Annotated in this window: 23 protein-coding genes; 15 read left to right on the plus strand and 8 right to left on the minus strand. The window is 65.5% G+C overall.

Annotated features, from left to right (window positions below):
• Positions 1-75: 75 nt before the first annotated feature.
• Positions 76-1,458 (plus strand): GAF domain-containing protein, encoded by a 1,383-nt coding sequence (locus tag ABE85_RS27145; RefSeq protein WP_197507118.1) that lies wholly within the window; start codon positions 76-78, stop codon positions 1,456-1,458.
• Positions 1,424-1,990, plus strand: coding sequence for an MOSC domain-containing protein (locus ABE85_RS22240; protein WP_067279897.1), 567 nt, complete (start codon positions 1,424-1,426; stop codon positions 1,988-1,990). The genes ABE85_RS27145 and ABE85_RS22240 overlap by 35 nt, the downstream gene beginning before the upstream one ends.
• Positions 1,991-2,075: 85 nt before the next feature.
• On the opposite strand, the gene ABE85_RS22245 is transcribed toward ABE85_RS22240, so the two are convergent.
• Complete coding sequence (locus ABE85_RS22245) at positions 2,076-3,152, minus strand: alkene reductase (protein ID WP_310732588.1); 1,077 nt, start codon at positions 3,150-3,152, stop codon at positions 2,076-2,078.
• 249 nt (positions 3,153-3,401) lie between these two features.
• Between ABE85_RS22245 and ABE85_RS22250 the strand changes: the two genes are divergently transcribed.
• A complete protein-coding gene (locus ABE85_RS22250) occupies positions 3,402-4,625 on the plus strand; it encodes a hypothetical protein (RefSeq protein WP_067279902.1) in 1,224 nt (407 codons plus the stop codon).
• A gap of 4 nt (positions 4,626-4,629) precedes the next feature.
• On the opposite strand, the gene ABE85_RS22255 is transcribed toward ABE85_RS22250, so the two are convergent.
• Entirely contained in the window at positions 4,630-4,827 is a 198-nt protein-coding gene (locus tag ABE85_RS22255; RefSeq protein ID WP_067279905.1) for a hypothetical protein, read from the minus strand.
• Positions 4,814-6,415: an anti-phage dCTP deaminase gene (locus tag ABE85_RS22260; protein WP_067283339.1), complete on the minus strand. Its 1,602-nt coding sequence runs from the start codon at positions 6,413-6,415 to the stop codon at positions 4,814-4,816. The genes ABE85_RS22255 and ABE85_RS22260 overlap by 14 nt, the downstream gene beginning before the upstream one ends.
• Before the next feature lie 191 nt (positions 6,416-6,606).
• Here ABE85_RS22260 and ABE85_RS22265 point away from each other — a divergent pair, with 191 nt between their 5' ends.
• Positions 6,607-7,461 carry a 23S rRNA (adenine(2030)-N(6))-methyltransferase RlmJ gene (locus ABE85_RS22265; protein ID WP_067279908.1) on the plus strand — a complete coding sequence of 285 codons (855 nt, stop codon included), beginning with the start codon at positions 6,607-6,609 and terminating at the stop codon, positions 7,459-7,461.
• Positions 7,462-7,605: 144 nt separating this feature from the next.
• Here the strand turns inward: ABE85_RS22265 and ABE85_RS22270 are convergent, their stop codons facing one another.
• Positions 7,606-8,247 (minus strand): NAD(P)-dependent oxidoreductase, encoded by a 642-nt coding sequence (locus ABE85_RS22270; protein ID WP_067279911.1) that lies wholly within the window; start codon positions 8,245-8,247, stop codon positions 7,606-7,608.
• A 149-nt stretch (positions 8,248-8,396) separates the two neighbouring features.
• On the opposite strand from ABE85_RS22270, the gene ABE85_RS22275 reads away from it, so the two are divergent.
• The 4 genes from ABE85_RS22275 (at position 8,397) to ABE85_RS22290 (ending at position 11,372) form a co-directional block, all read left to right on the plus strand.
• Positions 8,397-9,323, plus strand: a complete 927-nt coding sequence (locus tag ABE85_RS22275; protein ID WP_082938850.1) for a LysR family transcriptional regulator — start codon at positions 8,397-8,399, stop codon at positions 9,321-9,323.
• Positions 9,320-10,171, plus strand: coding sequence for an AraC family transcriptional regulator (locus tag ABE85_RS22280; protein WP_067279915.1), 852 nt, complete (start codon positions 9,320-9,322; stop codon positions 10,169-10,171). Before ABE85_RS22275 ends, ABE85_RS22280 begins: the two co-directional genes overlap by 4 nt.
• Positions 10,172-10,211: 40 nt before the next feature.
• On the plus strand, positions 10,212-10,619 hold the full coding sequence (locus ABE85_RS22285; protein WP_067279918.1) for a DUF2000 domain-containing protein: 408 nt from the start codon (positions 10,212-10,214) through the stop codon (positions 10,617-10,619).
• A 78-nt stretch (positions 10,620-10,697) separates the two neighbouring features.
• Complete coding sequence (locus ABE85_RS22290) at positions 10,698-11,372, plus strand: CAAX prenyl protease-related protein (RefSeq protein WP_067279921.1); 675 nt, start codon at positions 10,698-10,700, stop codon at positions 11,370-11,372.
• A gap of 15 nt (positions 11,373-11,387) precedes the next feature.
• On the opposite strand, the gene ABE85_RS22295 is transcribed toward ABE85_RS22290, so the two are convergent.
• A complete protein-coding gene (locus ABE85_RS22295) occupies positions 11,388-12,152 on the minus strand; it encodes a helix-turn-helix transcriptional regulator (RefSeq protein WP_067279924.1) in 765 nt (254 codons plus the stop codon).
• Between the two features lie 383 nt (positions 12,153-12,535).
• On the opposite strand from ABE85_RS22295, the gene ABE85_RS22300 reads away from it, so the two are divergent.
• The 3 genes from ABE85_RS22300 (at position 12,536) to ABE85_RS22310 (ending at position 14,912) form a co-directional block, all read left to right on the plus strand.
• A complete protein-coding gene (locus ABE85_RS22300; protein ID WP_082938851.1) occupies positions 12,536-13,282 on the plus strand; it encodes a TIGR04255 family protein in 747 nt (248 codons plus the stop codon).
• On the plus strand, positions 13,279-13,764 hold the full coding sequence (locus ABE85_RS22305) for a hypothetical protein (RefSeq protein ID WP_067279930.1): 486 nt from the start codon (positions 13,279-13,281) through the stop codon (positions 13,762-13,764). Before ABE85_RS22300 ends, ABE85_RS22305 begins: the two co-directional genes overlap by 4 nt.
• A gap of 554 nt (positions 13,765-14,318) precedes the next feature.
• On the plus strand, positions 14,319-14,912 hold the full coding sequence (locus tag ABE85_RS22310) for a hypothetical protein (protein WP_067279933.1): 594 nt from the start codon (positions 14,319-14,321) through the stop codon (positions 14,910-14,912).
• Between the two features lie 233 nt (positions 14,913-15,145).
• Here the strand turns inward: ABE85_RS22310 and ABE85_RS22315 are convergent, their stop codons facing one another.
• From ABE85_RS22315 to ABE85_RS28135, 3 genes are read right to left on the minus strand one after another with little or no spacing between them, the layout of a single operon-like run.
• Positions 15,146-16,753: an HNH endonuclease signature motif containing protein gene (locus tag ABE85_RS22315; RefSeq protein ID WP_067279937.1), complete on the minus strand. Its 1,608-nt coding sequence runs from the start codon at positions 16,751-16,753 to the stop codon at positions 15,146-15,148.
• Between the two features lie 42 nt (positions 16,754-16,795).
• A complete protein-coding gene (locus ABE85_RS22320) occupies positions 16,796-17,929 on the minus strand; it encodes a TIR domain-containing protein (protein ID WP_067279940.1) in 1,134 nt (377 codons plus the stop codon).
• A complete protein-coding gene (locus ABE85_RS28135; RefSeq protein WP_197507119.1) occupies positions 17,926-19,023 on the minus strand; it encodes a hypothetical protein in 1,098 nt (365 codons plus the stop codon). Before ABE85_RS28135 ends, ABE85_RS22320 begins: the two co-directional genes overlap by 4 nt.
• Positions 19,024-19,390: 367 nt before the next feature.
• Between ABE85_RS28135 and ABE85_RS22330 the strand changes: the two genes are divergently transcribed.
• From ABE85_RS22330 to ABE85_RS22345, 4 genes are read left to right on the plus strand one after another with little or no spacing between them, the layout of a single operon-like run.
• A complete protein-coding gene (locus ABE85_RS22330) occupies positions 19,391-20,938 on the plus strand; it encodes an adenylate/guanylate cyclase domain-containing protein (RefSeq protein ID WP_067279948.1) in 1,548 nt (515 codons plus the stop codon).
• Positions 20,938-22,620 (plus strand): ThiF family adenylyltransferase, encoded by a 1,683-nt coding sequence (locus tag ABE85_RS22335; RefSeq protein WP_067279952.1) that lies wholly within the window; start codon positions 20,938-20,940, stop codon positions 22,618-22,620. Before ABE85_RS22330 ends, ABE85_RS22335 begins: the two co-directional genes overlap by 1 nt.
• Positions 22,613-23,152 (plus strand): Mov34/MPN/PAD-1 family protein, encoded by a 540-nt coding sequence (locus tag ABE85_RS22340; protein ID WP_067279956.1) that lies wholly within the window; start codon positions 22,613-22,615, stop codon positions 23,150-23,152. The genes ABE85_RS22335 and ABE85_RS22340 overlap by 8 nt, the downstream gene beginning before the upstream one ends.
• Positions 23,139-23,771 carry a Crp/Fnr family transcriptional regulator gene (locus ABE85_RS22345; RefSeq protein WP_067279960.1) on the plus strand — a complete coding sequence of 211 codons (633 nt, stop codon included), beginning with the start codon at positions 23,139-23,141 and terminating at the stop codon, positions 23,769-23,771. Before ABE85_RS22340 ends, ABE85_RS22345 begins: the two co-directional genes overlap by 14 nt.
• The last annotated feature ends 12 nt before the right edge of the window (positions 23,772-23,783 follow it).

Below are 23,783 nucleotides of genomic sequence, written 5' to 3' on the forward strand. Positions count from 1 at the left end.
CCAAAGCTTCGGGGATCGGCTCGCCCGTCGAATCGTCCTATGCTCGGCGCCTCCCTCGCGAGGTCCCCGACGACCATGTCCGCCCCTACCGGCCTCTCGCTGCGCGCCCGCCTCTACCTGGTCCTGGGCCTGGCGCTCGCGTTGGTCGGCGCGTCCGCGCTGCTGGGCTGGTGGCAGTCGCAGCGGCTCGCCGGCATCGCCAAGTCGCTGTATGAGGACCGGCTCGTCCCCGTCGACCTGCTGCGCGAGCTCGAGCACACGCTCGGTCCCCACCAGCTGGGCGCGCTGCTGATCACGCAGACGCAGCAGCCCGACGCCGGCAAGCTGGACAGCGGCGGCCGCCGTCTCGCCGACACGACCCGCCAGCTCTGGACCCGCTACCTCGCCACGCGCATGGCACCGACCGAGCGCGCCCTCATCGCCCGTACGCAGCCGCTGCTCGACCAGCTCTGGGCCGCCCTCGCCGCGAACGAGGCCGGCACGCCCCCTACGCCCGACTCGCTGCGCGAGCTGAACCTGCGTCGCCTCGCCACGATGCGGATGCTCGACGAGCTGATCGCCTTCCAGCTCAGCCAGGCCCGTGTCGACACCGAGCGCGCCCAGCAGACCGCCACGGAGGCCGCCCATCTGGGTCTGCTCCTGGTGCTGCTGACCGGCGGCCTGTGCAGCGTCGTCGTCTGCACCGTCTGGACCCGCTACGACGACGAGCGTCGTCTCAGCCAGGACTCGCGCGAGCGGCTGCAGCGGCTCTACGTCGCGCTGTCGCAGACCAACCAGCTCATCGTGCGGCGCGAGACCGATGCCTTCGACGACCCGCGGGCCGAGCAGCACCTGTTCGAAGGCCTCTGCCGCATCTGCGTCGAGACCGGCCACGCCCGCCTCGCTGCCGTGGTGCTGTCCGACGGCCACCACTTCGAGCGCGTCGCCGAGCACGGCCCCAGTGATCGCCTGATGCCCGGCGCGCCGCGGCAATGGTCCCGCGACGCCCCCTTCGCGCGGAGCTCGATGGCCACACGCGCGATCCTCGAAGGCACGCACCAGGTCAGCAACCGCGCCATGGAAGACCCGAGCCTCGCGGTCCCCGGCGCGCCGCTGATCCCGCCCGGCGTCGAGTCGATGGCCGCCTTCCCGCTGCGCCGTCGCGGCCAGATCGTCGGCGCGCTCAGCCTGCTCGCCGGCGAGCCCGGCTACTTCAGCCCGCAGGTGCTGGGGCTCATGGACGAGATGGCGGGCGACCTGTCCTTCGCGCTCGACCACCTGCAGCGCGAGCGCGACCAGGCGCGCGAACTCGACCGCCTGCGCGACGCCCTGTGCCGCCAGGAGGGCAGCCTCGTCGAGACCACGCCGGCCGCCTTCCGGCCCCCGACGCCGCCGGAGCCATTGGCGCCACTGGGGCCGACGAGGCCTGCGGCAGAATCGCCGGATGCAACTGATCAGTCTGAACACGGCCCGCGCTGAACCACTGCTCATCGACGGGCGCCCGGTCATGACGGGCATCCGCAAGCGGCCGGTGGACGGCGAGGTCGAGGTGAGGCCCCTGGGCCTGGAAGGCGACGAGCAAGCCGATCCCAGCGTCCATGGCGGCCTGTCCAAGGCCGTCTACGCGTATCCCTCGGAGCACTACGCCTTCTGGCGCACCGTGCGCGCGCAGGCGCAGGCCGCGGGCTGGGATGAGGCGCTGCCCTGGGGCGCGATGGGGGAGAACCTGTCGATCTCCGGCCTGGCCGAAGGCGACGCCTGGATCGGCGACGTCTTGGTCTTCCCCGACTGCGAGCTCGCCATCAGCGAGCCGCGTTATCCCTGCTTCAAGTTCAACGCGGTGATGGGCTTCAACAAGGCCGCGAAGATGATGACGCAGAGCGGATGGTGCGGCTTCTACCTCGCGGTGCGGCAGCCCGGAACGATCACCGCAGGCCAGACCTTCACCGTGCGCCCCGGCCCGCGCGAAGTCTCCATCGCGGAGCTCTTCCGCGCCAAGACACGACGCTGACCGCTCTTGCTCCCTCTCCCGCTTGCGGGAGAGGGCGGGGGGTGAGGGCCAGCGGCGACGGAAGTCCTGAAGCCTGCGGACTCCCTCAGTCCGCCAGCGCCGGATAGTCGGTATAGCCCTCGGCGCCACCGCCATACATCGTGGCCGAGTGCGCCTTCTGCAGCGGCGCATTGAGCTTCAGGCGGCGCACCAGATCCGGGTTCGAGATGAAGCTCCGACCGAACGCCACCGCGTCCGCATGCCCCTTGCCGACGGCGTCGATCGCCATTTCGCGGGTGTAGCCGTTGTTGGCGATGTACACGCCCTTGAAGCGTTCACGCAGCGCGTCGTAATCGAACGGCGCGACATCACGCGGTCCGCCGGTGTGGCCCTCGATCACATGCAGGAAGGCCAGCTTCATCGGCGACAGCTGCTCCACCACGTGGTTGAACAACGCCTGCGCATCGCTGTCCTGCCCCGCGTCGTTGACCGGCGTGACCGGCGACAGGCGCAGCCCCGTGCGGTCGGCGCCGATCGCGCCGGCGATGGCCGTCATCACCTCAAGCAGCAGACGCGCGCGGTTCTCGATCGAACCGCCATACGAATCCGTACGGTCGTTGATGCTGTCGCGCAGGAACTGGTCCAGCAGATAACCGTTGGCCCCATGCACCTCGACGGCGTCGAAGCCCGCCGCGACCGCCGCCTTCGCCGCATGGACGTAGGACTGGACGACCCCGGGCAGTTCCTCGAGCTTGAGCGCGCGCGGCGCGGCGACATCCACGAATCCGTCCTTCGTGAAGGTCTTGCTCTTGGCCTGGCGATCCGTCGCCGACAGCGGCTTGGCGCCGCCGGGCTGGAAGTCCGCGTGGGAGATGCGGCCCACGTGCCACAGCTGCACGGCGATCTTGCCGCCGGCTTCATGGACGGCGTCCGTCACCTGCTTCCAGGCGGCGATCTGCTCGGGCGAGTGGATCCCGGGGGTATCGAGGTAGCCCTGGCCCTCCTGCGTGATCTGGGCGCCCTCGCTGATGATCAGGCCGGCGCTGGCGCGCTGGCGGTAGTACTCGATCGCGAGCGGTCCCGGCACCAGGCCGACGGAGCGGTTGCGCGTGAGCGGGGCCATGACGATGCGGTTGGCCAGCGAGACGGCGCCGACTTGCAAGGGATCGAAGAGACTGGGCATAGCGATGTCGAGGATTCAGGTGGATGAGCTGAAGCCCGGCGGGGGAGCCGGACCGGATGCCACGCAGCTTAGCGACCGAATCGGAGCGCCGCAGCGCGTAGGCGACAGCCCCGATCCGGGCTGGGGCCTTGCGCGAGCTTCACGGCCGGTCCGTAACGCTTGGCTACACTCGCCCGGCTGCCTGGGGACGCCGTCCCCGCCTCTGCGCAGCGCCCTCCTCTTCCACCGCCACGACTCGGGAGCCTGTCGATGCCCTTCGGTTCCTCGCTCTCCCCGCTCGAATCCTGGCTGCGCGCGTCGCGCACCGACGTTGCACGCCGCCGCTTGATGCAGGCCGGCGCCTCGCTGGTGCTCGCGCCGTGGCTGCTGTCGGCGCACGCGCAACGGGGCGGTGCTTCAGGGGCGGTGATGCATGTCGGACCCGACCATCCGGTCAAGACACTGGCGGCGGCGGCCTCGCAGGCGAAGGCCGGCATGACGATCGAGGTGCAGGCCGGCGACTATGCCGGCGACGTCGCCGTCTGGCCGCAGGACGATCTGACGCTGCGCGCCGTCGGCGGTCGTGCGCGGATGCTGGCCAAGGGCGCGCATGCGCAAGGCAAGGGCATCTTCGTCACCACCGGCAAGCGGATGACGATCGAAGGCTTCGACTTCGTCGGCGCGCGCGTGCCGGACCGAAACGGCGCGGGCATCCGGCTGGAGCGTGGCTCGCTGACCCTGCGCGACTGCCGGTTCCAGGACAACGAGAACGGCCTGCTGGCCGGCAACGACGCGAACATCGAGCTGCGCATCGAGTCCTGCGACTTCGGCCCGATCGCACCCGGCGAGGGCCGGACGCACAACTGCTACGTCGGCGCGATCGGCAAGCTGTCGGTGGTGGCGAGCTACTTCCACCACGGCGCGTCGGGTCATCTGCTGAAGTCGCGCGCGGCCGTGAACCACGTCTTCTACAACCGCCTGACCGACGAGACGGGTCGAGCGAGCTTCGAACTCGAGTTCCCCAACGGCGGCGTCGCACTGGTGATGGGCAACGTCATCCAGCAGAGTCCGTCGACCGAGAACTACCACCTGATCGCCTATGGCAGCGAGGGGCTGTCCAACCGTCGCAACGAGCTGCACCTGATCAACAACACGCTGGTCGACCGCCGTCCGGCCGGCGGCGTGTACCTGCGCATGGCGCAGCAGGCGCAGAAGCTGCGGCTGATCAACAACCTGCTGTGCGGCAAGCACGAACTGCCGGCGGGAGCGGACCGCGAGCAGCATCACAACTACTTCGTCGAGCTGGACAGCTTCGTCGACGCGGACCGCTACGACTTCCGGCTGCGGCCGGACTCGCCGCTGATCGGACGCGCCGTGGACGCAGGCGTCGTCGACGGACAGGTGCTCAAGCCGGTCATGCAATACCAGCATCCGTGCGCGCTCAAGGACGTGCCGGCGGGGACGGCGTATTCGCCGGGGGCGTTTCAGGTTTGACCGCTCAATAGGTATAGATCGCGCGCTCACGAGCCTCGGCCATCCTGCGACCGCGGGTGATGTCGATGTCGCGGACGCTCTCGCGGATTGAGGCGTAAACGGCATGTCGCAGCTGCACCTCCTTTCGAGCCCTTGCTGCGTCCAGCGACACCACGGTGGGTTTCGGCAAGGCCTGTTGCCCGGTCGATTCAAGTTGCTTCATGTTCAGGAACTCCGTTCGTACGAGAGGGCTTGGACTCGTCGTCGGCGATCAGGCTGCGCTCGCGCAGTGATTCAATGACAAGCGACTCAAGCACGGGCAAAGCGGCCAAGCTCTTCTCCAGTTTCGGTGTGGCGGCGATCGACGGGATCTGCAGAAGCTTGCCTGCCCTTTTCCGAGAGTTGGGCGCCATCTTGAAGAGGCTCAGGAAACGCATGGGTGCCACGCCGTCATAAGGAATCAGCTTCACCTTGCCTGGCTGGTCCGATTCCGTCATCGCGTCGGCATGCAGCTTGACGGCGAGACTCTTCTTGTACGGCTCGATGAAGTGGATCTCCCGGATGCCAGCCGCCACCAGATGACGGGCGCAGGCATGGCAGGGATAGGTGGTCACGAAGATCGCCCCTCCTCGAACCCGTTCGCCTGTCTGGCGCAATGCGGTCAGGAGAGCGTGCATTTCCGCGTGGATCGCTCGCGAAAACTCGACCAGACCACGCAGCTTCTTGTTGTTCGCGACCACTTCCGTCGCCCGCTGGTGCTCACCATCCTTGATCAACGGCGCTAGAGCATCGACCACGTGCGCAGCGAACAGGCTCTTCTCCTCGTCGTTGTGGCACTTCTCGCCGAAGTTCCAGCAACGCTTGTCGCGCGCGCCGCTCGGGTCGGACGCGAGGTCGGTGACGTAGAGGTCCCCGAAGGGACGGGGCACGTCATTCCATCCGATCGCAAGCACCTCACCGGATTCATCCGTGACGGCCGCTCCCACCTGCCGCGACAAGCATGCCGAATTGCCTGCGGCGGAGGCCGCCGCATACATGGCCGTCTCGCTGCGGGTCGGCGTGATGACCCGCGATCCCAGCACGAGATGCAGGAACCGTTCAACACGGGTGCGAAGTTGCGACTCCGTGTAGGAGTCCATGCGCAGGAAGAAGTCGCATCGGGAAAAGGTCTGCTCCACCGATTGCCCAACGGCCACCTCCTCGCCCGATTCCCGATCCATCAGCGCCGCGATATCGGAGATCTCCAGCCCCTCGGCCTTCAACAGGACCTCGCGATCGGACAAGGGAGAGTGCACGCCGATGACGTAGAGCAGCTCCCGGTACACCGTCCGCAGCAGATCAAGCTCCTGCGGGCTCTTGATGGAGTCGATGATGTGGCAGATGCGACGCGCCCCAGGATCAGGGTTGCCGCCGGCGATGGCGGTCCTCCCGCGACCGTAGCGGATGTCGTTGACGGCGAGTTCGGCAAGGACGCTCACTCCGAATTCGGTGCGCATCTGGCTTCCATACTCAATCAAGGCACTGCGTCGTTCTGCTGGCCGCCGCGGAAGCACCTGCCCTTGACGTGCCGCGAAGTCTTGGACGTACTGGTCCACCCGAAGGACCACCGTCTCGTAACCGAACACATCGCGAAGCACCTGATCCAACTTGCGCGCGACGTCGTTCATGGGCGAGCCAATGGGCCCGCACAGGGCGATGACCAGTTCCTCCGTGTGCGTCGAATCAATCCTTTCCTTCGCTGTCAGGTGTTCGAAGCGCATCTGACCAAGCTGGGCGGCGGGCGGGGTCACGACTTTCAATTGCGAGTTCATGCAGATCTCCGGCGACAACAGACCGAAATCCTGCGCCCGTTCCGGAGGGTCGAATTTCACCCAGCCTCGATGCCGTCGCGAATCCGCGACGGGCTCTCCTGCACATTCATGGGTCCGTTGAGGGCCCGATGCCTTGGATTTGCTACCCCCGTGGGGGGAACGACAGCCGGGGGCGCGCTACAGTCCTGCCCATGCTCGCTTACCGACACGCCTTCCACGCCGGCAATCACGCCGACGTGCTCAAACACCTGGTATTGGCCGAGGTCCTCCGCTACATGGCGGAAAAGGACAAGCCCTACACCCTGGTGGACACCCATGCCGGCGCCGGCGGCTACGCCCTCGACGGCCGCTATGCCCAGAAGAACGCCGAGCACGCCGGCGGCATCGCCGCGCTCTATTCGCGCAAGGACCTGCCCGGGCCGCTGCAGCAGTACGTGCAGCTGGTGCACGACTTCAACCCCGGCAAGAAGCTGGAGCAGTACCCCGGCTCGCCCGCCATCGCGCGCATGCTGATGCGCTTCGACGACCGTCTGCGCTGCTACGAGCTGCACGGCACCGATCACCGCATCCTCGCCAGCTACCTCGAAGACCGCGCCAACACGCAGGTCCTGCAGCAGGACGGCTTCGCGTCGCTGAAGGCGGAACTGCCGCCGCCGTCCCGGCGCGGCGTCGTGCTGATGGACCCGTCCTACGAGATCAAGGCCGACTACGGCAAGGTCATCGCCGCGCTGCGCGAAGGTCTGCAGCGCTTCGCCGACGGCACGATCGCGATCTGGTATCCGCAGCTGCAGACCGTCGAATCCGCGCAGCTCGTCCAGCGCCTGAAGTCGGCCTGCGAGCCCATCGCGAAGAAGGGCTGGCTGCACGTGCGCCTCACCGTCACGCAAGCCGACGAACGGGGCTTCGGCATGATGGGCAGCGGCATGTTCGTCGTGAATCCGCCCTTCGTGCTCCACGACAAGCTGGCCGAATGCCTACCCACGCTGGTGGACACGCTCGGCCAGTACGACGACGCCAACTACCTGCTGGAACAGCAGACCGCCTGATCACCCTCCGCGCGCCGATGCGCGCTCGCACGAAGTCCTGGTTGGGAGCGGCGGATGCCGGTGCCCCCGGGAGCGAATTCCGAGCGGCGAGGAGGAGATTGAGCGGACGGGGGCACCGGCATCCGCTGCGATCGCCGTCCTCGTTCAATGCCCGACGGTGAACCGACGACGGATGTGCTGCGGGCGTTCCAGCTCGTCGACGATGGCGACTGCCAGGTCGGCCGTCGAGATGTGTGCCGGGCCGTCGGCGTCCATCACTGGCGTGTCGAGGCTGACGCGGTAGCTGCCGCGGCGCTCGCCCGGTTCCAGGTGCGGCGCGGGCGACAGGAAAGTCCAGTCGAGCGACGACTCCAGGCGGATCAGGTTCAGCGCTTCGCGTGCGGCCAGGGCGCCCTGCTTCCATTGGTCCGGGAACTCCGGCAGGTCCACGATCTGCACGCCGGGCGCCGCGTACAGGCTGCCGGCGCCGCCGACCACCAGCAGACGCTTCACGCCGGCGCGCTTCACGCCGTCGTAGATCGCGCGGGTGCCTTCCAGGAACTCGGTGTGGATGTCCGGCACCGACCAGCCCGGGTTGTAGGCGTTGACGACCGCGTCGACGCCTTCCACGGCGGCGGCGACCTGCTCCGACTGCTTCGCGTCCGCCTTCACCACGGTCAGGCCGGAACGGGCCTCCAGCTTGGCCGGATCGCGCGCCAGGGCGACGACCTCATGACCGCGGGACAGCAGTTCCTTGAGCACTTCCTTGCCGACAAAGCCGGTCGGTCCGATCAGGGCGACTTTCATGAGAATTCCTTTCGAGGGGTTCCGGGGAGGCCGGGGATTTCCGGGAAGCGACAGGGTGTCGCGATGAAGTGAACTGTAGAAACTTCACAATCTCCGCAGAAGTCCTCAGAATCCGACTCCATTCTTTAGACGATCTTCACAATCCCCCGATGCTGGACCAACTCCGCCGGATGGCCGTGCTGGCGACCGTCGTCGAACAGGGCAGCCTGGTCGCCGCGGCGCGACAGCTCCAGACCACGACCTCCGCCGTCAGCCAGCAGCTGCGCGCGCTGGAGCGCGACATGGGCGTGACGCTGCTGCACCGCTCGACCCGCCGCATCGGCCTGACGCCCGCCGGCGAACGCTTTGTGCAGGGCTGCCAGGCGATGCTCGCCGCTGCGCGCGACGCGCAGACCCAGCTCCACCACCTGCGCGACGCGCCGGAAGGCGAGCTGCGCATCAGCGCGCCCGTCGGCGCGGCGCGGCAGATCGGACCGGCGCTGGCGCCGCTGCTGTCGGCGAACCCGGGGATGAGCCTGCACCTGGAGGTCGACGACGGTTTCACCGACCTCGTCGCCAAGCGCATCGACCTGGCCGTGCGCTTCGGCCGGCTGCCCGACAGCAACTGGGTCGCGCAGCGCATCGGCCAGCGCACGGTCGGGCTCTACGCCGCGCCGGCCTACCTCGCGCGACGCGGCGTCCCCACCTCGATGTCGGACCTGACGCGGCACGACTGGGTGTTCCTGCGCTCGGACACCGGCGCGATCCGGAACCTCTCGTTGGTCGGTCCCGATGGCCGCGAGGAAGTGCTGCGGGTCCATCCGCGCGCGAGCAGCAACAACCAGCTCAGCCTGCAGCAGTTCTGCGAGGCCGGCGTCGGGCTGGCGTTCCTCAGCGCGGAGGACGTCGAGGAGTCGCAGACGCAAGGCCGCCTGCTGCCGCTGCTGCCGGGCTGGTCGCTGCCGATGCTCCCGGTCTACGTGATGACGCCGCAGCGCGATGCGCAGCCGGCCAAGGTCCGGCACGCGATTGAAGCGCTCGCCCACGCGTTTGCCGGCGCGACAACGACCAGAAGCGACCAGGAGCGACCCGGATGACCGATGACCACTGGATCCAGCTGCGACGCGATCCGCGCACCGGCATCGAGACCGTGCGCGCGCATTTCACCGGCCACGCCTACGACCCGCATGGCCACGACGAGCTGCTGATCGGCATCACCCAGCAAGGGGTGCAGCGCTTCCGCTGCCAGCGAGCGCTGCACACGAGCACGCCCGGCCGCGCGATCCTGATCGAGCCGGGCGCGGTGCACGACGGCCATGCGCCGGAAGAGACCGGTTTCACCTACGCGATGCTCTATCTGCCGCAGGACTGGACGACGCGCTTGCTGGCGCAGCACGGGCTCGGCGGGTTGTCCGCCATCCAGCCGGCGTTCCGCGACACGCTCGCGGACGATCCGCGCCTCTTCACCGCGATCGAGGCGGCCTTCGACGCGCTCCACGCCGGTGAAGCGCGTCTGGGCTGCGACCAGACGCTCGACCGCCTGATGGGGCTGCTGGCCCGGCATGTCGATGTCTCGGACCAGCCGATGCGAGGAGACTCGTCCCGGCTGGCGGAGCGCGCCCGCGAGTTCCTCCATGACCGGATGGCCTGGGACGTCGGGCTCGACGATTTGGTCGCCCACACGGGGATGGACCGCTTCCGGCTGACGCGGCAGTTCAAGCAGTCCTTCGGCCAGTCGCCCCACGCCTACCTCGTGAGTCTGCGGCTGCGCGCGGCACGGGCGCTGCTGGCGCGCGGCCACCGGCCGTCCGAGGTCGCGACCGAGGTCGGCTTCTCCGACCAGAGCCACCTGGGACGCTGGTTCCAGCGCGCCTACCGCCTCACGCCGGCCGACTACCGCCGCCGCTGCACAAACCTTCTAGACCGGGACCCGGGGCCGACGTGACGATGCGGGCTTCGCAGTTGAAGCACGCCGTGCGACGCCCATGTTTGATACGAAAGTGGCTCTCATCGTCCGGAACGACCTGGCGACCTGGCAGCGGCTGAACGTGACCGCCTTCCTCGCGACGGGGGTCGCGGCCGCCGCGCCCGAGGCGATCGGCGAGCCCTACGTCGACGCGCTCGGACGCCGTTATGCAGCCATGCTGGGCCAGCCGATGATGGTCTTCGAAGCCGACCTCGCCGGCCTGCAGGCCGCGCATCGCAAGGGGCTTGAGCACGACCTGACCCTGGTGCCCTACGTCCACGCGATGTTCTCGACCGGCCACGACGAGGCCAACCGCGCCGCCTTCCTCGCGGAGGACGCCGAGCGGCCCGACCTCGTCGGGCTGGCGCTGCGGGGACCGAAGAAGGCCGTGGACAAGGCGATCAAGGGTCTTTCGCTGCACCGCTGACCGCCGCGCCGACCGCACCGCAGACAGCCTCTCGGTTGTCCGCATGCCGCCGTCACGGCGCGCCGCTACATTGGCGCCATGCAACTGAGTCAAGCCGCCTGGGCCCGCATCGTCCCGTTCGCCCTCTTCATGCTGCTGCTGGCGCTGCGGGGCGCCCTGCCCGAGCAGAACGCCCTGGGCCTCGATCCGCGCTGGATCTACGCGCTGAACCTCGTGGTGGTCGGCGGCGCGCTGGCGTGGTTCTGGCGCGGCTACGGCGAATTCGACCGGCAGAACCGGCCTCGCCTCGGCGAGGCCGCGTTGAGCGTCGCCGTCGGGCTGATCGTCTTCGGCTTGTGGATCAACCTCGACGCGCCGTGGATGCAGCTCGGCGAGGCCACCGCCGCCTTCGTGCCGATGACGGCGGACGGCCGCGTGGACTGGCCGCTGATCGCGATCCGCTGGCTGGGCGCGACGCTGCTGGTGCCGGTGATGGAGGAACTGTTCTGGCGCAGCTTCCTGATGCGCTGGATCTCGAGCCCGCAGTTCGAGACCGTCGATCCGCGCGCGGCCGGTCTGCGGGCGCTGGTGCTCTCGACCTTCGTCTTCATGCTCGCGCACACGCTGTGGCTGGCGGCCATCGTGGCCGGCGCGGCCTACGCGTGGCTCTACATCCGTACCGGCAAGCTGTGGTGCGCCGTCATCGCGCATGCGGTGACGAACGGCGTGCTGGGCATCTGGGTCGTCTACAGCGGGCGGTGGGAGTTCTGGTGAAGCGCCCGTCGCCGCTCAGCGCTTGAGCGCCTTCGTGACGGCCGCAGGCCGCTGCAGGTGCTTGAAGCGCTCGAACAGCCAGCAGCGCATGCCCATCACGAGCGTGAACTGGCGCTTCTCCTCGTCGGGCAGCTTCTGATCGAGCAGGTGCTGGCGCGCGAAATCCTCGGCGACGCGCTGAAGCCGGTCGCGCAGCTCCCGCGCCATGCCGGGGCTGAGTTGGCCGTGGACCAGCATCAGCAGTTCCGCGTCGTTGTCGAAACCACCGGCGAAGAAGTCCTGCATGACGTTCTCGCGGAAGAAGGCCATCACCGGGCCTTGCGGCCGCCAGCGGAAGGTCTTGGCGACCTGCAGCCGGTAGCGGTTCAACGGCCGCAGTTCGATGATGCCGAGCCGGTCCAGCTGCGCGAGCGCGCGCGTCACGTCCGGCTCGCCCATGCGGTAGGTCGCGACGATCTGCTCGAAGCTCCATTGACTCAGGCAGCAGATGGCCGTCAGCAGCAGCTTCTCATCGGCGACGACCTCGCGCTCCTGCTGCAGCGTCAACTCGCTGCGCAGCGAGGTCGACTTGGCCAGGCGCTGCGACAGCTCCGCGAAATCGGTCTTCAGCACGCGGCAGATCTCGTCGATCCGCGACAGCGGCATCTCGCCGCCCGAGGCGAACATGCGCTTCACGCTGGACTCGGACAGGTCCAGCGCCGTCGCCAGCTGCGCGTAGCTGATGCCGGATTGCTTCAGCTCGGCCTTGATGAGATCGATGAGGGATTGCGTGCTCGCCATGGGGGCGGACGTTAGCGCAGTTCCGAACCATTCAAGCCCGCCGGTACACCTCTCGCCGCCCCCTGCAAAAGCTTGCACATATCGAATTCCACGGCGTTCGCCCTGTTTCACTGCCGAAGTCAGCGCTCTATACTCAACCCACTTAGATTCCATTTAGATGCTGTGGCACGAGCAAACGCGACTGACACCACGAAGCTCCAACTCACCGTCGATGTCACCACCGACCGTTTGGTGGGCGAGATCGCGGCGCTGGGGATTCACGGGGTCAACAAGTCCGAAGTTGCTTGTTCGATCCTCCGGATGTGGATCTGGGAGAACCAAGCGAAGCTGCGTGAGAATGGCATCGGTATCCGCCGGCCTCGAAAGTAGTCCTTGAGGTAAACGTGGCAGCCTTGCGACCGCATCTGAACAACGCCCCCGCCAGGGAAGCATTGATCGACATCAAGTTCGAGCCGCACATTCCGCTCGAGGTCGTTCGGCGTTTTGCAGAGCAGGCGACGCCACACTTCGAGAAGCGGACCGAACTCTTCGACGCATTCTTCGGGTTCACGCCGGATGGCAGTGCCACCACAGCAAATCAGACATTGACGGGCTGGAGGCTTGACTGCCAACGGACGCACTACGTGCTGATGTGTCGGGTCGACAGCTTCACGGTGAGCCGGCTCTCTCCCTATGGGCGGTGGGAGGAGTTGCGCGAGGAGGCTTCGAAGTGGTGGAACACCTTCTTAGACATGGCATCGCCGAGTGTTGTTACCCGAGTGGCCGTGAGGTATGTGAACGCAATCAAGCTTCCACTTCCGCTGGAGAGCTTCGAGGAGTATCTGAGCTGCCCTCCTCGGATTCCCAATGAGCTTCCACAGGCGGCGAGTGCCTTCATTCAACGAGTTGTTCTGCCGGACGAAGCCAGGAACTGCACTTCGGTCGTCACACAGGCGTTGGAGGAGTCCCCAGTGCGGCAAGGCAATGGCGACTCGATCACAGTGCTACTGGATATCGATGTTTTTCGGAGCACCCGGATCGAGCGCAGGCGCTTTGGAGAACTCTGGGGCGCGCTTGATGAACTTCGCGACCAAAAGAATCGTCTTTTCTTCAGTCATCTGACTGAGAAAACTTTGGAGATGTTCATATGACAGCACTGGCTCAAAGCAGCATCACGGGCTTCATGACGGGTCTTGGTCAGTCTTCTGCCGGCGAACACGGCAAGAGGATCACGCAGATCACCTTCGATGCTTTGGGATTCGTGAAGGCCGGCTCGACCGCTGGGTCGACCTTGGTCTTCAACGACCTTGTCGCGCTTGCCGATGAAGCGAGGATTGACCCGAACGCCTCGCCCACTTTCAATGTGGCACGGCGCTTTCTCCTCGCGCTTCCATCCCATCTACTGGTCGCCGGTTTGGCACCGGAACTTGCTCTCGACAACGATGGCGATATCGTCTTCGATTGGGTTGGCACCGGGGACCGAATGCTGACTGTCACATTGAGCGAGACCGGCAAGCTTCATTACGCGGCGCGCTTGTCAGCATGGGACAAGGAACATGGCACGAAGCGATTTGTGGACTCAATTCCAAGGCCGATTCTTGAGCTTATTCAAAAGGTCACCACCACCGTGTGACGCCCCCCTTCCTGAGTTCGTTCACCCATCAGGAGTGATCGCGCGGTTCGTATTCAAGCGCCGCGACCTCCGTGGCGATGGCTCCCCGAAGCCTTCGGCATTCGAACCTGAGCTTCATCCTGCGTTGAAGCGTTGGGAAACTTCCGTCTGCGGACGGAACGGCGTCTCGGATGAACGCCTATGGCACCTTGGCTGCACGATTCGAAGTGACATGCACTGCAAAGCAGCCGTAGAGGTTCCAGTCCCAGCCATTCTTGATGCCGGACTCGATTGCATTCCCCTTCCTGAGGGATACGACGAGCACGGCGTGATCATCAAATGGCCCGAAGAGGACAAGGACGCCAGGCTCGCACGGCAACAGGATCTGGTTGCTGCGCGCACTGCCGTCCTGTTGGCCCCTTCTCAGTCTTCGGCCTGCGCCTCATAGGCCTCCAGCGCTGGTAGCGCGGCGCGCCCCCTGCGGGCGCATTTTTCGACACCCGCCGCTCTTCGTCGCTCGCGCCGAAGAGACGTGCAGGAGCATCGCGTCCGTTCCAACTTCCACGGGCGCCGTCATGCTCAGCCGACGTCATCTCCTGTGCTGCGGCGCCGCCGCAGCGGCGGGCCTCTTCAGCGCGCTCGCGGCCGATGCCGCCGGTCCGTTGCGCAATCCCTGCGGACACGCGTCCCTGCCCATTCCCGGCGTCGATCCGCAGTGGCTCGAACGCATCTGGGAGGGCCTCGACCCCTCTCAGCTCTGGGACGTCCACGCCCATCTGATCGGCACCGGGGACTCGGGCTCAGGCTGCTGGATCGCGCCCTCGCTGTCACAGTGGTGGCATCCCGTCGAGTTCGCCCGCAAGCACGCGATTCTGAACGGCGCCTGTGTCGATCCGCGCTCGGTCGCCGTGGGCGATGTCGACCGCGCCTACGTCCGCCGGCTCACTGCGCTGGCCGATGCCTTCCCGGCCGGAGCGCGCTGGCTGCTCTTCGCCTTCGACGAGGCCGTCGACATCGGCGGCCACCGGCGGCCCGACTGGACGACCTTCCACGTCCCCAACGCCTACGCGCGTGCCGTCGCGGCGGAACGTCCCGACCGCTTCGGCTGGGTCGCCAGCATCCATCCGAACCGCGACGACGCACTGGAACGTCTGGACCGCGCTGACTAGAACCAAAGCTGTCGCGTCTGCTAAGTGGTTGATTATTTTATGTTCTTGCTTGCTGGCGTTTGTCACTGTGACAAACAAGTCTCGGGCAGGCGATGACAAAGGAGTCGCGACAGGAATGACAAACTTCCCGCGCCCCTGGTCCAGGCCCGCCCTGTCTTCCGGCATCCAGCCTCTCCGCCTCATCCAGGGCGGCCCGCTTCTGACCAATCTGGCAGCCCTCCCGGGCCGTGCTCCTACTCAGTGTAGGTCGCAGAACGCTCGTTCGCGATGACGCCCGCGGCGACACTCTCAACCGCAAGCCCGAGCTTCGTTGCGTGGCGTTCTCGATGTTGCCTGAGGTAGGCCCGCAAGCCTGGGAAGCGACCGAAGTCCCGGATTTCTGCATCCGCCTTGATGCCCAGAGCTTCCTGGACCTCCCGACCCTGCGCCTCTTCGGACAGGATGATTCGCCCATCGTCGTCGAAGCTGATGAGACCGGTTTCGAAGGCCTTGTCGAGGCCAGGATGCAGGAGCAGTCCGTTGTCTGCGCTCCACCGGTCCTTCGCAGTTTTGCAGTCCGTCCACCTGTGGATGTGGGATGCGATGAGCAGACCTGGCCTGCCTAGGCCGGACACCGAGCAAGCATGGCCCCACCGCTCAAGGAGGCGAGCACGGTAGTCGGACTGCTGGATGCGCGCCTTGGCCAGAACGAGCTTCTCGGTGGCATTCAAAGGCAGTTGGTCAATCTCGCTCATGGCGGCTTCGTCACGCACCCAGGAAGCAGGCTCATCGCCAGGACTCGGGCCTCCCGCAGGTGGGATGGGCAGCAAGCTCGGCGGCGGTGAGCCTTCATGGCTCGCCAAGACGTACCGGACGAAGGTCTCAAACACTGCCCTGAGCGTCGGCTCGCCAGGAGCGCCGATGCCTCGCAATGCGACGGCATGCTTGATCCCTCGCACCTCAACGCGGAAGCTATGCTTGTTGACCTGCTCGTGAGCCTGTCCGCGAAGGAACGGTGGACTTGCAATGAAGCGGCGGTACAGCTCCTCGTGTTGGGAGAGCACCCACACCTTGCACTCGATGCCTAGCGTTGCACCCTCGCCAACCAATGCGAAGGAGACTCGGTGGAGCCCATGCAGCGGAGTGTCCAAGTACACCCAAAGTGCTGGTACCGGGGAAGCACGCCCCGGTTTGGACTCGTCTTGGGGGTCCGATTTCGGAGCTCCTGCAGGTAGCAGCCACTCCAGGCCCTCACCAGCATCTTGCCAATCCGCGACGCATTGGTCTGACGTCGACCAGGCGTCCCAGCCGGCAAAGGTCGGCACAACCTTATCTGAGGTCCGGGCCGCACCTGCCGAGCCCAGCGCTTCGTGAGCTCTAAGAATCTCCTGCGCGGCCGCGGTTGCCTTCAGCGCGACGAGCGTGCCTTGCGGGTTCTCCTTGGGCGCGAAGGCTCGTCCTTCCTCTCCGCACGCTCGCCAAAGTGCGTCGGGATCAATCTCCGTGAGCTCCGCCGAACGCACGTGGGCGTACCCCGCGACGCGTGACGGCGGCTCAAGGTACTCGTACCGCCCGGTGACCCTGAACACTCCGAGCCGCTTCCCGTCGCCAACCTCGACGACGTAGTCGCCCACCTGCATGAGCGAGAAGAAGCTCCAGAGCGAGGGCGGCCCGTTGAGGTTCTTCTTCTGCTCGAAGGTCGCGTAGACATGCGGCTTGATGTCGTCAACGCTCGACGGCTTGATAGCGGCCATGTCGCCTGCTTCGGTCCAACCCACCGCGATGTAGCCACGTGCTACATGCTCCGCAAAGGCTTCCTTGGCTGGCCGCTCGTCGTGAGCCATCAGCTTCCAAATCTTCATGCGTTCTATGTTGCCTGTGATCCGCGGGCGCGTCGGCGCCCTTCAGCGCGCGGTGAGCAGTCCCTCCCGCACCAGTACCTTCTCCACCTCGTGGAAGATCGCAGCGATCTTGCCCTTGGGGAAGCGAATCTGCCCAAGACCGTTAATGTTGGAGAACTCCTCGCAGCCCTCCTCAAGCAGCACGATGGCGCGGGTGAATCCCAAGCGTCCTTGGAACAGCCCGACTTCGTGGACGACGTTCATGCGCGCCTGCTTGTTGCCGTCGCTCATCTCATCTTCCGCGGTCATGACCAAGAAGGCGAAAGCCGCGTCGTCCATCATCTGCTTGAGCCGGTCGAGCGTCGTAACTCCTGGAGCGGACACGCGGTTGAACTCATCTGGTTGGAGGCGAAGCTGATCCTGGATGTAGTCCTTCAATTCGCGCCACAAGGGTGACCGCCCATGACCGATGAAGATGTGGGAAGGCTGCGTGGTTTGTTTCATGGGTTCAGTTCCGATTCCAAGGGCGTCAGCGTGCCGAGCCATGTTCTTTGCCAAGCGGGCGAGCTCCTTCGCCACGGCGAAGGGCTGGTTAAGTACGGCCGTTGTGGCGGTCACGCGCAAATGACCAGGTGCCGTCATCCCTTGGGAGACGGCGAGGGTGTCGTGAGTTATCACCTGACCGCGCGGAGCCCAGGCCTTGATGACGTCGCTGACGTCCATCAAGATCAGACCATTCAGCTCCCCTAGCGAGCCCTTTAAGACCTCGTCGTTGGGCGCGGCTCTCAGCAGCGCCGTCGTGAGCGAAATGAGGCTCGCCTTGGCGTCCATGGCTCGTTCGCCAGCTTCATCCGCCAACACCATCAGCGCGTCGCGGTCCGGTCGGCCTGCCAGTTCATAGATGTGGTCCAGGATGTCGTCGCTGCGGCACTGAACCCAGTCCCCGGTACTGCCGCTACCGTACCCGCCCATCAGGCCCCATTCCCTACTGAAGTTCGCACCGGGTGGAGGGGCGTCGAGTTGCCGGTAGTAGACGTTCGCTTGGTACCCCAGCCAGGAACCACTCCAGGCCTTGCCGACAGCCTCGGCGGCCTTGCGCAGCTTCTCCAGCGGCTCCTTTACCTCGGGCCTCATCCCCTCAGCGAGGAGCGCTGACATCTCCTGCTCCACCGTCCGGATTCGATCAACGATGCTCATGTGTAAAACGCCAACTGGTCTAAGGTAAGGATGGCCTGGAGCGCCCGAGTCATCGTGTACGTCTCCTGGGCGGCTGCGCCATGCCCCACAGCGTGCCTCGACCCTGCGGTGCCGTTCTGGGCGGTCGGATCGAAGTTGGCGAAGGTATGGCCGTTCAGGTACTCCCCGAAAGCTGTCGGGAAGAGAAGAGTGTCCGAGTCTCCAGCGCGCGCCTCGGCTGAGGCCACGGCGAACCGAAGCAGTTCCTTCTGCCGAGCGCCCTGGCCAGGATTGGCCGCCCGGTAGGCATCCTGAAGCACCCCCTCAATCTCCGTGAGGATGATCTTGATGACCGGGATGGGCTTCCCCGCCTGAAATTGGCTGACCGCCTCCTTGAGCAGGTCCGCCTTGGCCTGGAAGTGCGGCTTCTCCAGCCAGCGCTGCAGCATGTGGTCTACGCGGTCGCCACTGAAGGCCTTCACCATCCCCGCTTCCGTCGCTGTCAGGTCGACTTGTGCCTCCACCAAGGCGGCCAACTCCTTGAACTCCCTGTGGATGATTTCCACGAAGGGGAACCACCCGGCCCCAACCAGTGCATTGAAAACGGTCGAATTCGTGACCGCCCCGTACTGCGCTCGGTACCTCAGCACTCGGTGAAGTCGCCCCAACGCCTTGACGAAGGCCTCACGGTCCAGGTTTCCCGAAGCGTTGAAGTCGAAGGCTAAGCCGAAGCCCCACCCCTCCCGGAACAGGCACAGCACCTTGTCGGCCGGACCAATTTCGACCATCGGGAAGTCCATGCCGGTGACATCCGAAATGTCATGCTCAAACACCACCGTGGCCATCTCAACGGGGCGTTTGACGGTGCAGCGCAAGGTGACGGCGGCTGCATCGAACCAGAACTCTGCGCGCTCGCCTGGCTTGAAGACCAATAGCGCCACGTCCGTGTGGCGCAAGCTGAGGCCAGACCCGGCATTCAGCAGGATTTGACGGACCGCGGGCTCAAGCCCTTCAACGAAGCGATGGAAGAGCGGCTCGTCCGAGGTGAGCGCGCCGGCCGTCATCACCCGTCCCGGTGTCCCAGGACCGACGGTCTCGATCACGAATCCGTCCATGGACTGGACGTTATCCAGCCGCAACGGCTCCTTCAGGTTTCGTACCTCCCCCAGCCTGCCAGCGGCTGCTTGCTCTGCTGGCCTCCCCGCCCTCTCATCCATGCACGTTCCTTCTTATACGGAATCGCTCCGAAAGTAGCCCGGTCTGGTTCGATCTGAGCTGACGAACCTTCACCATCTTCTCCGACCGGAACACAACCAGCGCCTTTGTCCCCCAAAAGGAGGGGCACCGAACTTAAAGGTCTTGAACTTCTAGTTACTGCCCAAAAGTTCACAGATCGGGTGCGGAAGGGCGTCAGGAGGAGTTGGGCCGGTTGTCGTCCGCGAAACATGAGTACAGATCGCCGTAGGGCGGCAAGGGAAGATCATGACCAAGCGGACTTGGAGCGAAAGCTCGGCGAAGGCGCGTATCGCGACGCGCCTGAGCGAGGTGAAGACTGTCGAAATCAAGGAATACAAGCGCGACACCGACTTGACCGGGATCAAGACCGGCGTTGCCTACCGTGTCGATGGGGTCCACCTCTACCTGGACATCATCAACATCAAGGAACTCCTGGAGACCACCGCCTACGACGGCGAGACCGCCCAGAAGCGAGCCTTCCGGTTCCTCAACAATCACTACCGGGCTGTCCGGAACATCCTCCAGGACGTGGACGCGATCCAGGTTGACTTCCACAACCAGCGACTGCACGCTGTCTTTGCCAAACCCTACGGGGATGAAGCGGCCCGCGTCCACAAGGCTGTCGCGACGGCTCAGCTCATCCGCGACGTCCTGGCCAAGATCGGCGAGAACGAGGATGACCCCCTCCCCGCGGCGAAAACGCGTGTGGGCATCGACACCGGCAAGGCGTTGGCGGTCAATAACGGGCGTCGGTCCAATCGTGAGCCCTTGTTCTTGGGGAACCCGGCGAATGAAGCCGCGAAGCGTGCGGGGCACGACCTGACCGTCGAAGGCATCTTCATCACCAACGCCGCGCGCGCTGCGGTTGGCTGGGATCAGGTCTTGCAGGACCGGACAACCGAGCTGACGGAAGCGCAGGTCGAGAAGTCCCAGGAGAAAGCGGCGTTGACTCCCACCGTCGACAGCGTCGTGAAGCAGTGGGAGGAGGACCTTGAGCAGCACCCCATCGGGAAGTTCGAGTTCTCCCGGCACACGCCGCCCTACAAGACGCTCGACCTCGAGACCTTGAATCCCGCCGACTCGCGTCGGCAGGAGGCTGTCTCGATCTACGCGGACATCGACAACTTCACCCGCTACGTCGCCGAACGCATCGACGACGATGATGACGCCATCGACGTGGTCAAGACGCTGCACGTTCTGCGCAGTGAGCTCGATGCTGTGCTGCACGACGACTTCGCTGGGAAGAAGGTCCGGTTCATCGGCGATTGCATCCACGGCATCCTCGTGGAAGGCACGGCCCCGACAACCGACGAGGCGGAGACCGCGAAGAACGCGATGCTCTGCGCAGCCGCGATGCGCAGCAGTTTCGCCGTGGCGCTCGGAGAGTTGCAGGCCGAAGGGATCGACACCGGCGACCTGGGGCTGGGCATCGGCCTGGAGCATGGCTTCACGGCCGTGACCAGGCTGGGCATCAAGGGCGAGAAGATTCGTTGCTGCTTGAGCCGTTCAGTGTTGCGCTCGGAAGACGAACAACGGCGCTGCAACGGTCGGGAGACGGCCATCGGCGCGAACGCGGATCGGCACGCCCCCCAGCAGTTCCGCAGCCTCTTCGGCACCGGCCGCAAGCGCGCTGACTTCGACTACGCCGCTGCGGAGGAGGCACTGAACCCCAAGGAAGAGACCAAGAAGTCATCCAGCTCGTCGTCCTTGCTCAAACCTGCCGTTGCCGCAGGGGCCGGTTTCAACTTCAAGGCCGAAGCTGCGCCATCTCGCAACCTGACCGGGTTCTCCTGATGGTCTGGTTTGAGCGACGTCCGCGTCGCTTCGCGCACGAGCGCGCCGCGCTGGAGGCCCTGCAGCAAGAGGGCTGGGTGAAGTCCGTCCACTGGGTCGTCGATGCTGACGCGGGCAAGGCCCATGTGGACATCGACTTCGAGGGCGGCGGTAAACTGCGCGAGGCACGCCTCGAGTTCCCGTTCATCTACCCCGGCGCCCCGCCGAGGTTGGTGCCACGGGGCGAGCGCCAGCGCTGGTCGAGTCACCAGTGGGGCATCTGGGGCGAGCTATGCCTGCAGATTCGGGCCGACACCTGGGTGAAGTCGTTCGACGCGGCGGACGTGATGCGTAGCGCTCGGCATCTTCTCGACACCGAAGGGACTCTTGACGACGCCGGGCGCCCTGGCGTGGTCCCTTCGGAGCACCCGTTCACGCAAGGCCAGCTGCTGCGCTGGCAGTACGCCCGTCTGGTGTTGAGCGATGAGCTGCTGGCCGAAGTCCGCCGGCGCGGGCCGGGTGTCTGGATATTGGACCTGCGCACCACATTCTTCGACGACGCCTGTATCAGCATCGGCGTGGGGGTAGGCGGTGACGCGAACCATGACCGGTGGGATGACCCGACCGTCCCCCAGTCCGTCGGTCTGGCCCAGCGCGGCATCGGTCGAATTTCTTCGGTTGAACCGGGCGAGCCGCGCTTCGATGCTTTGACGTCCATCGACATGACGACGGATGAGAGATGGGCTGCCTTTTCTTCGATCCCGTTTGACGGCTACGGAATCGTGGTCGGACTTCACGGCGACCACGTCGGTGCCAAGTTCCTCGGTAGCGAGAACCACTCACACGAAATCATCAAGGTGCTCATGGACAAGCAGCAACGTTCGCCGGCTCGGAACGAAGCCCTTGCCGGGAAGCGAGTGGCGATCCTTGGCTGCGGCTCGATGGGCAGCAAGGTCGCCGCCTCCCTGGCTCGCATGGGCGTCACGCGATTTTTCCTGGTCGACTCTGATGTCCTGAAGGTCGGGAACATCGTGCGGAACGATCTGGACTGGTGCGAGGTGGGCGCTCACAAGGCACCCGCGCTGGCGGAGCGCTTGAAGCGGATCAACGCGCAGGTGGAAGCGAAGCCCTGGGTCAACCAGCTGGGTGGCCTGACCTCGATGAGCGAGACGCAGAGTTGCCTCGAGAGCTTGAAGAACTGCGACTTGATCGTCGAGGCAACGGGCAGCGGAGAGGGCTTTGTCTACGCGAGTAGCGTGTCTGAGGAAGCCAACATCCCTATGGTCTGGGGGCGAGTTTTCGGTGGCGGCTTCGGCGGCTACATCGCTCGCAGTCGTCCCGGGATCGAGGCGTCGGCCTGGAACCTTCGCGACGCGATCTACGGGTGGCTTCATGCACCGGAGCATCCGGCACCGCCCGCTGACGCCGGCATCGACTACGCCGCCGGTGTTGAGGGTCAGCCTCCCATGATTGCTGACGACGCCGACGTGTCGATCATTTCCGGACATCTGACGGCCTTCGCAGCGGATGCACTCCGAGCAGGGAGCCAATCGGACTACCCGCACTCGGCCTACGCCATCGGGTTGCGGAAGGAGTGGCTGTTCGAGGAGCCGTTCGATGTCCGCCCCATTGACCTGTCCAAGGTCAAGACGTCGGATGTGGGTGAGCTAGGAGACACCGTCGAAGGGAAGGATCTTGATTGAGGTCGTTCTCAACAGCAGGTGTGTGCGGAAGCTCAAGAGAGAGCTTGCGGCCGCGGGTCCGCGCGAGATTGGTGGAGTTCTCGCGGCAGAGCAGACGGCGGATGGTCGATTCCTGGTGCTGGACCTATCCGTTCAGCGTGACGGGACGACTTCCAGCTTCCAGCGAGACCCCGCGCAGCACCGCGCCTTCATCGAGGAGTTCCACGAGAAGCGGGGGCACCAGCCGCAGCGCTTCAACTACCTGGGCGAATGGCACTCACACCCGAGCTTCTCGGCTACGCCCAGCCCAGAAGACTTCGCTCAGATGCAGAGTTTGGTCGAGGAGGACGACCAGAAGTCCACCTTCCTCGTCCTGCTGGTGGTGAAGCTAGGCCTCGATGGCAAGCTTCGCGGTTCCGTGCATGGGTTCCGACCCGGACAGCAGCCGGTTCGAGGCCGGCTCACCAGCGTTGATGAGGGGGCCGTCGAGGAAGAGCAAGCCCCCGTCATCCTGATACTGATTACAGCAAAAGAAGATCATGAAGCTGATTGACCGTTTTCAAGACAAGACGATCCTCTCGGAGGCCCTTCTCGCCCAAGCCGTCGTGCAGGGAGACAAGGCGGTTGCGGATGCCCTTTCAGCTGTCGGCGAGCTGAGGGAGTTCGCTACCGATGAGGTGTTGATCCAGCAGGGCGGGGCAGACCGCGACATCTACTATCTGCTCACGGGCAAGGTCTCGGTGAGGGTGAAGGGCCAAGAGGTGGCCACTCGGGTGAAGAACCAGACGGTGGGTGAGATGTCCGCCGTCAACTCTTCGATTCCGAGAAGCGCCGACGTTGTCGCGACTGAGACCACGGTGGCGCTGCAGGTGTCGTCCTCCAATCTTGAGAAGGTCGCCGCCACCCATCCACGGGTCTACAAGCTCATCGCCAGCGAGCTGGCATCTCGCCTCTTGCAACGCAACGATTTGATCCGGTCGCCAAACGAGCGGTCCAGGGTCTTCTTCATCTGCTCGAAGGAAGCGCTGGATGTCGCGGAGGCGTTGCGCCACGGTCTTTGCCATGAGCCAGCGGATGGGGTCATCTGGAGCGACGACAACATCTTCCCGGCCGGAGGTTACCCGCTGGAGGCGCTCGAGACGGAAGTGAACCGCGCACATCGCGCAGCCTGATGACCTGGTGCG

The sequence above is a fragment of the Mitsuaria sp. 7 genome (genome assembly GCF_001653795.1).
Lineage (GTDB): Bacteria > Pseudomonadota > Gammaproteobacteria > Burkholderiales > Burkholderiaceae_C > Roseateles.

What these genes read in the sequence shown, in the direction of transcription:
- ABE85_RS22320 (WP_067279940.1), bottom strand. Translation starts at nt 17,929, where the DNA reads ATGAGCATCGTTGATCGAATCCGGACGGTGGAGCAGGAGATGTCAGCG.
- ABE85_RS22290 (WP_067279921.1), top strand. Translation starts at nt 10,698, where the DNA reads ATGCAACTGAGTCAAGCCGCCTGGGCCCGCATCGTCCCGTTCGCCCTC.
- ABE85_RS22240 (WP_067279897.1), top strand. Translation starts at nt 1,424, where the DNA reads ATGCAACTGATCAGTCTGAACACGGCCCGCGCTGAACCACTGCTCATC.
- ABE85_RS22335 (WP_067279952.1), top strand. Translation starts at nt 20,938, where the DNA reads ATGGTCTGGTTTGAGCGACGTCCGCGTCGCTTCGCGCACGAGCGCGCC.
- ABE85_RS22330 (WP_067279948.1), top strand. Translation starts at nt 19,391, where the DNA reads ATGACCAAGCGGACTTGGAGCGAAAGCTCGGCGAAGGCGCGTATCGCG.
- ABE85_RS22305 (WP_067279930.1), top strand. Translation starts at nt 13,279, where the DNA reads ATGACAGCACTGGCTCAAAGCAGCATCACGGGCTTCATGACGGGTCTT.
- ABE85_RS22345 (WP_067279960.1), top strand. Translation starts at nt 23,139, where the DNA reads ATGAAGCTGATTGACCGTTTTCAAGACAAGACGATCCTCTCGGAGGCC.
- ABE85_RS22310 (WP_067279933.1), top strand. Translation starts at nt 14,319, where the DNA reads ATGCTCAGCCGACGTCATCTCCTGTGCTGCGGCGCCGCCGCAGCGGCG.
- ABE85_RS27145 (WP_197507118.1), top strand. Translation starts at nt 76, where the DNA reads ATGTCCGCCCCTACCGGCCTCTCGCTGCGCGCCCGCCTCTACCTGGTC.
- ABE85_RS22250 (WP_067279902.1), top strand. Translation starts at nt 3,402, where the DNA reads ATGCCCTTCGGTTCCTCGCTCTCCCCGCTCGAATCCTGGCTGCGCGCG.
- ABE85_RS22315 (WP_067279937.1), bottom strand. Translation starts at nt 16,753, where the DNA reads ATGAAGATTTGGAAGCTGATGGCTCACGACGAGCGGCCAGCCAAGGAA.
- ABE85_RS22275 (WP_082938850.1), top strand. Translation starts at nt 8,397, where the DNA reads ATGCTGGACCAACTCCGCCGGATGGCCGTGCTGGCGACCGTCGTCGAA.
- ABE85_RS22260 (WP_067283339.1), bottom strand. Translation starts at nt 6,415, where the DNA reads ATGAACTCGCAATTGAAAGTCGTGACCCCGCCCGCCGCCCAGCTTGGT.
- ABE85_RS22265 (WP_067279908.1), top strand. Translation starts at nt 6,607, where the DNA reads ATGCTCGCTTACCGACACGCCTTCCACGCCGGCAATCACGCCGACGTG.
- ABE85_RS22245 (WP_310732588.1), bottom strand. Translation starts at nt 3,152, where the DNA reads ATGCCCAGTCTCTTCGATCCCTTGCAAGTCGGCGCCGTCTCGCTGGCC.
- ABE85_RS28135 (WP_197507119.1), bottom strand. Translation starts at nt 19,023, where the DNA reads ATGGACGGATTCGTGATCGAGACCGTCGGTCCTGGGACACCGGGACGG.
- ABE85_RS22280 (WP_067279915.1), top strand. Translation starts at nt 9,320, where the DNA reads ATGACCGATGACCACTGGATCCAGCTGCGACGCGATCCGCGCACCGGC.
- ABE85_RS22270 (WP_067279911.1), bottom strand. Translation starts at nt 8,247, where the DNA reads ATGAAAGTCGCCCTGATCGGACCGACCGGCTTTGTCGGCAAGGAAGTG.
- ABE85_RS22295 (WP_067279924.1), bottom strand. Translation starts at nt 12,152, where the DNA reads ATGGCGAGCACGCAATCCCTCATCGATCTCATCAAGGCCGAGCTGAAG.
- ABE85_RS22255 (WP_067279905.1), bottom strand. Translation starts at nt 4,827, where the DNA reads ATGAAGCAACTTGAATCGACCGGGCAACAGGCCTTGCCGAAACCCACC.
- ABE85_RS22285 (WP_067279918.1), top strand. Translation starts at nt 10,212, where the DNA reads ATGTTTGATACGAAAGTGGCTCTCATCGTCCGGAACGACCTGGCGACC.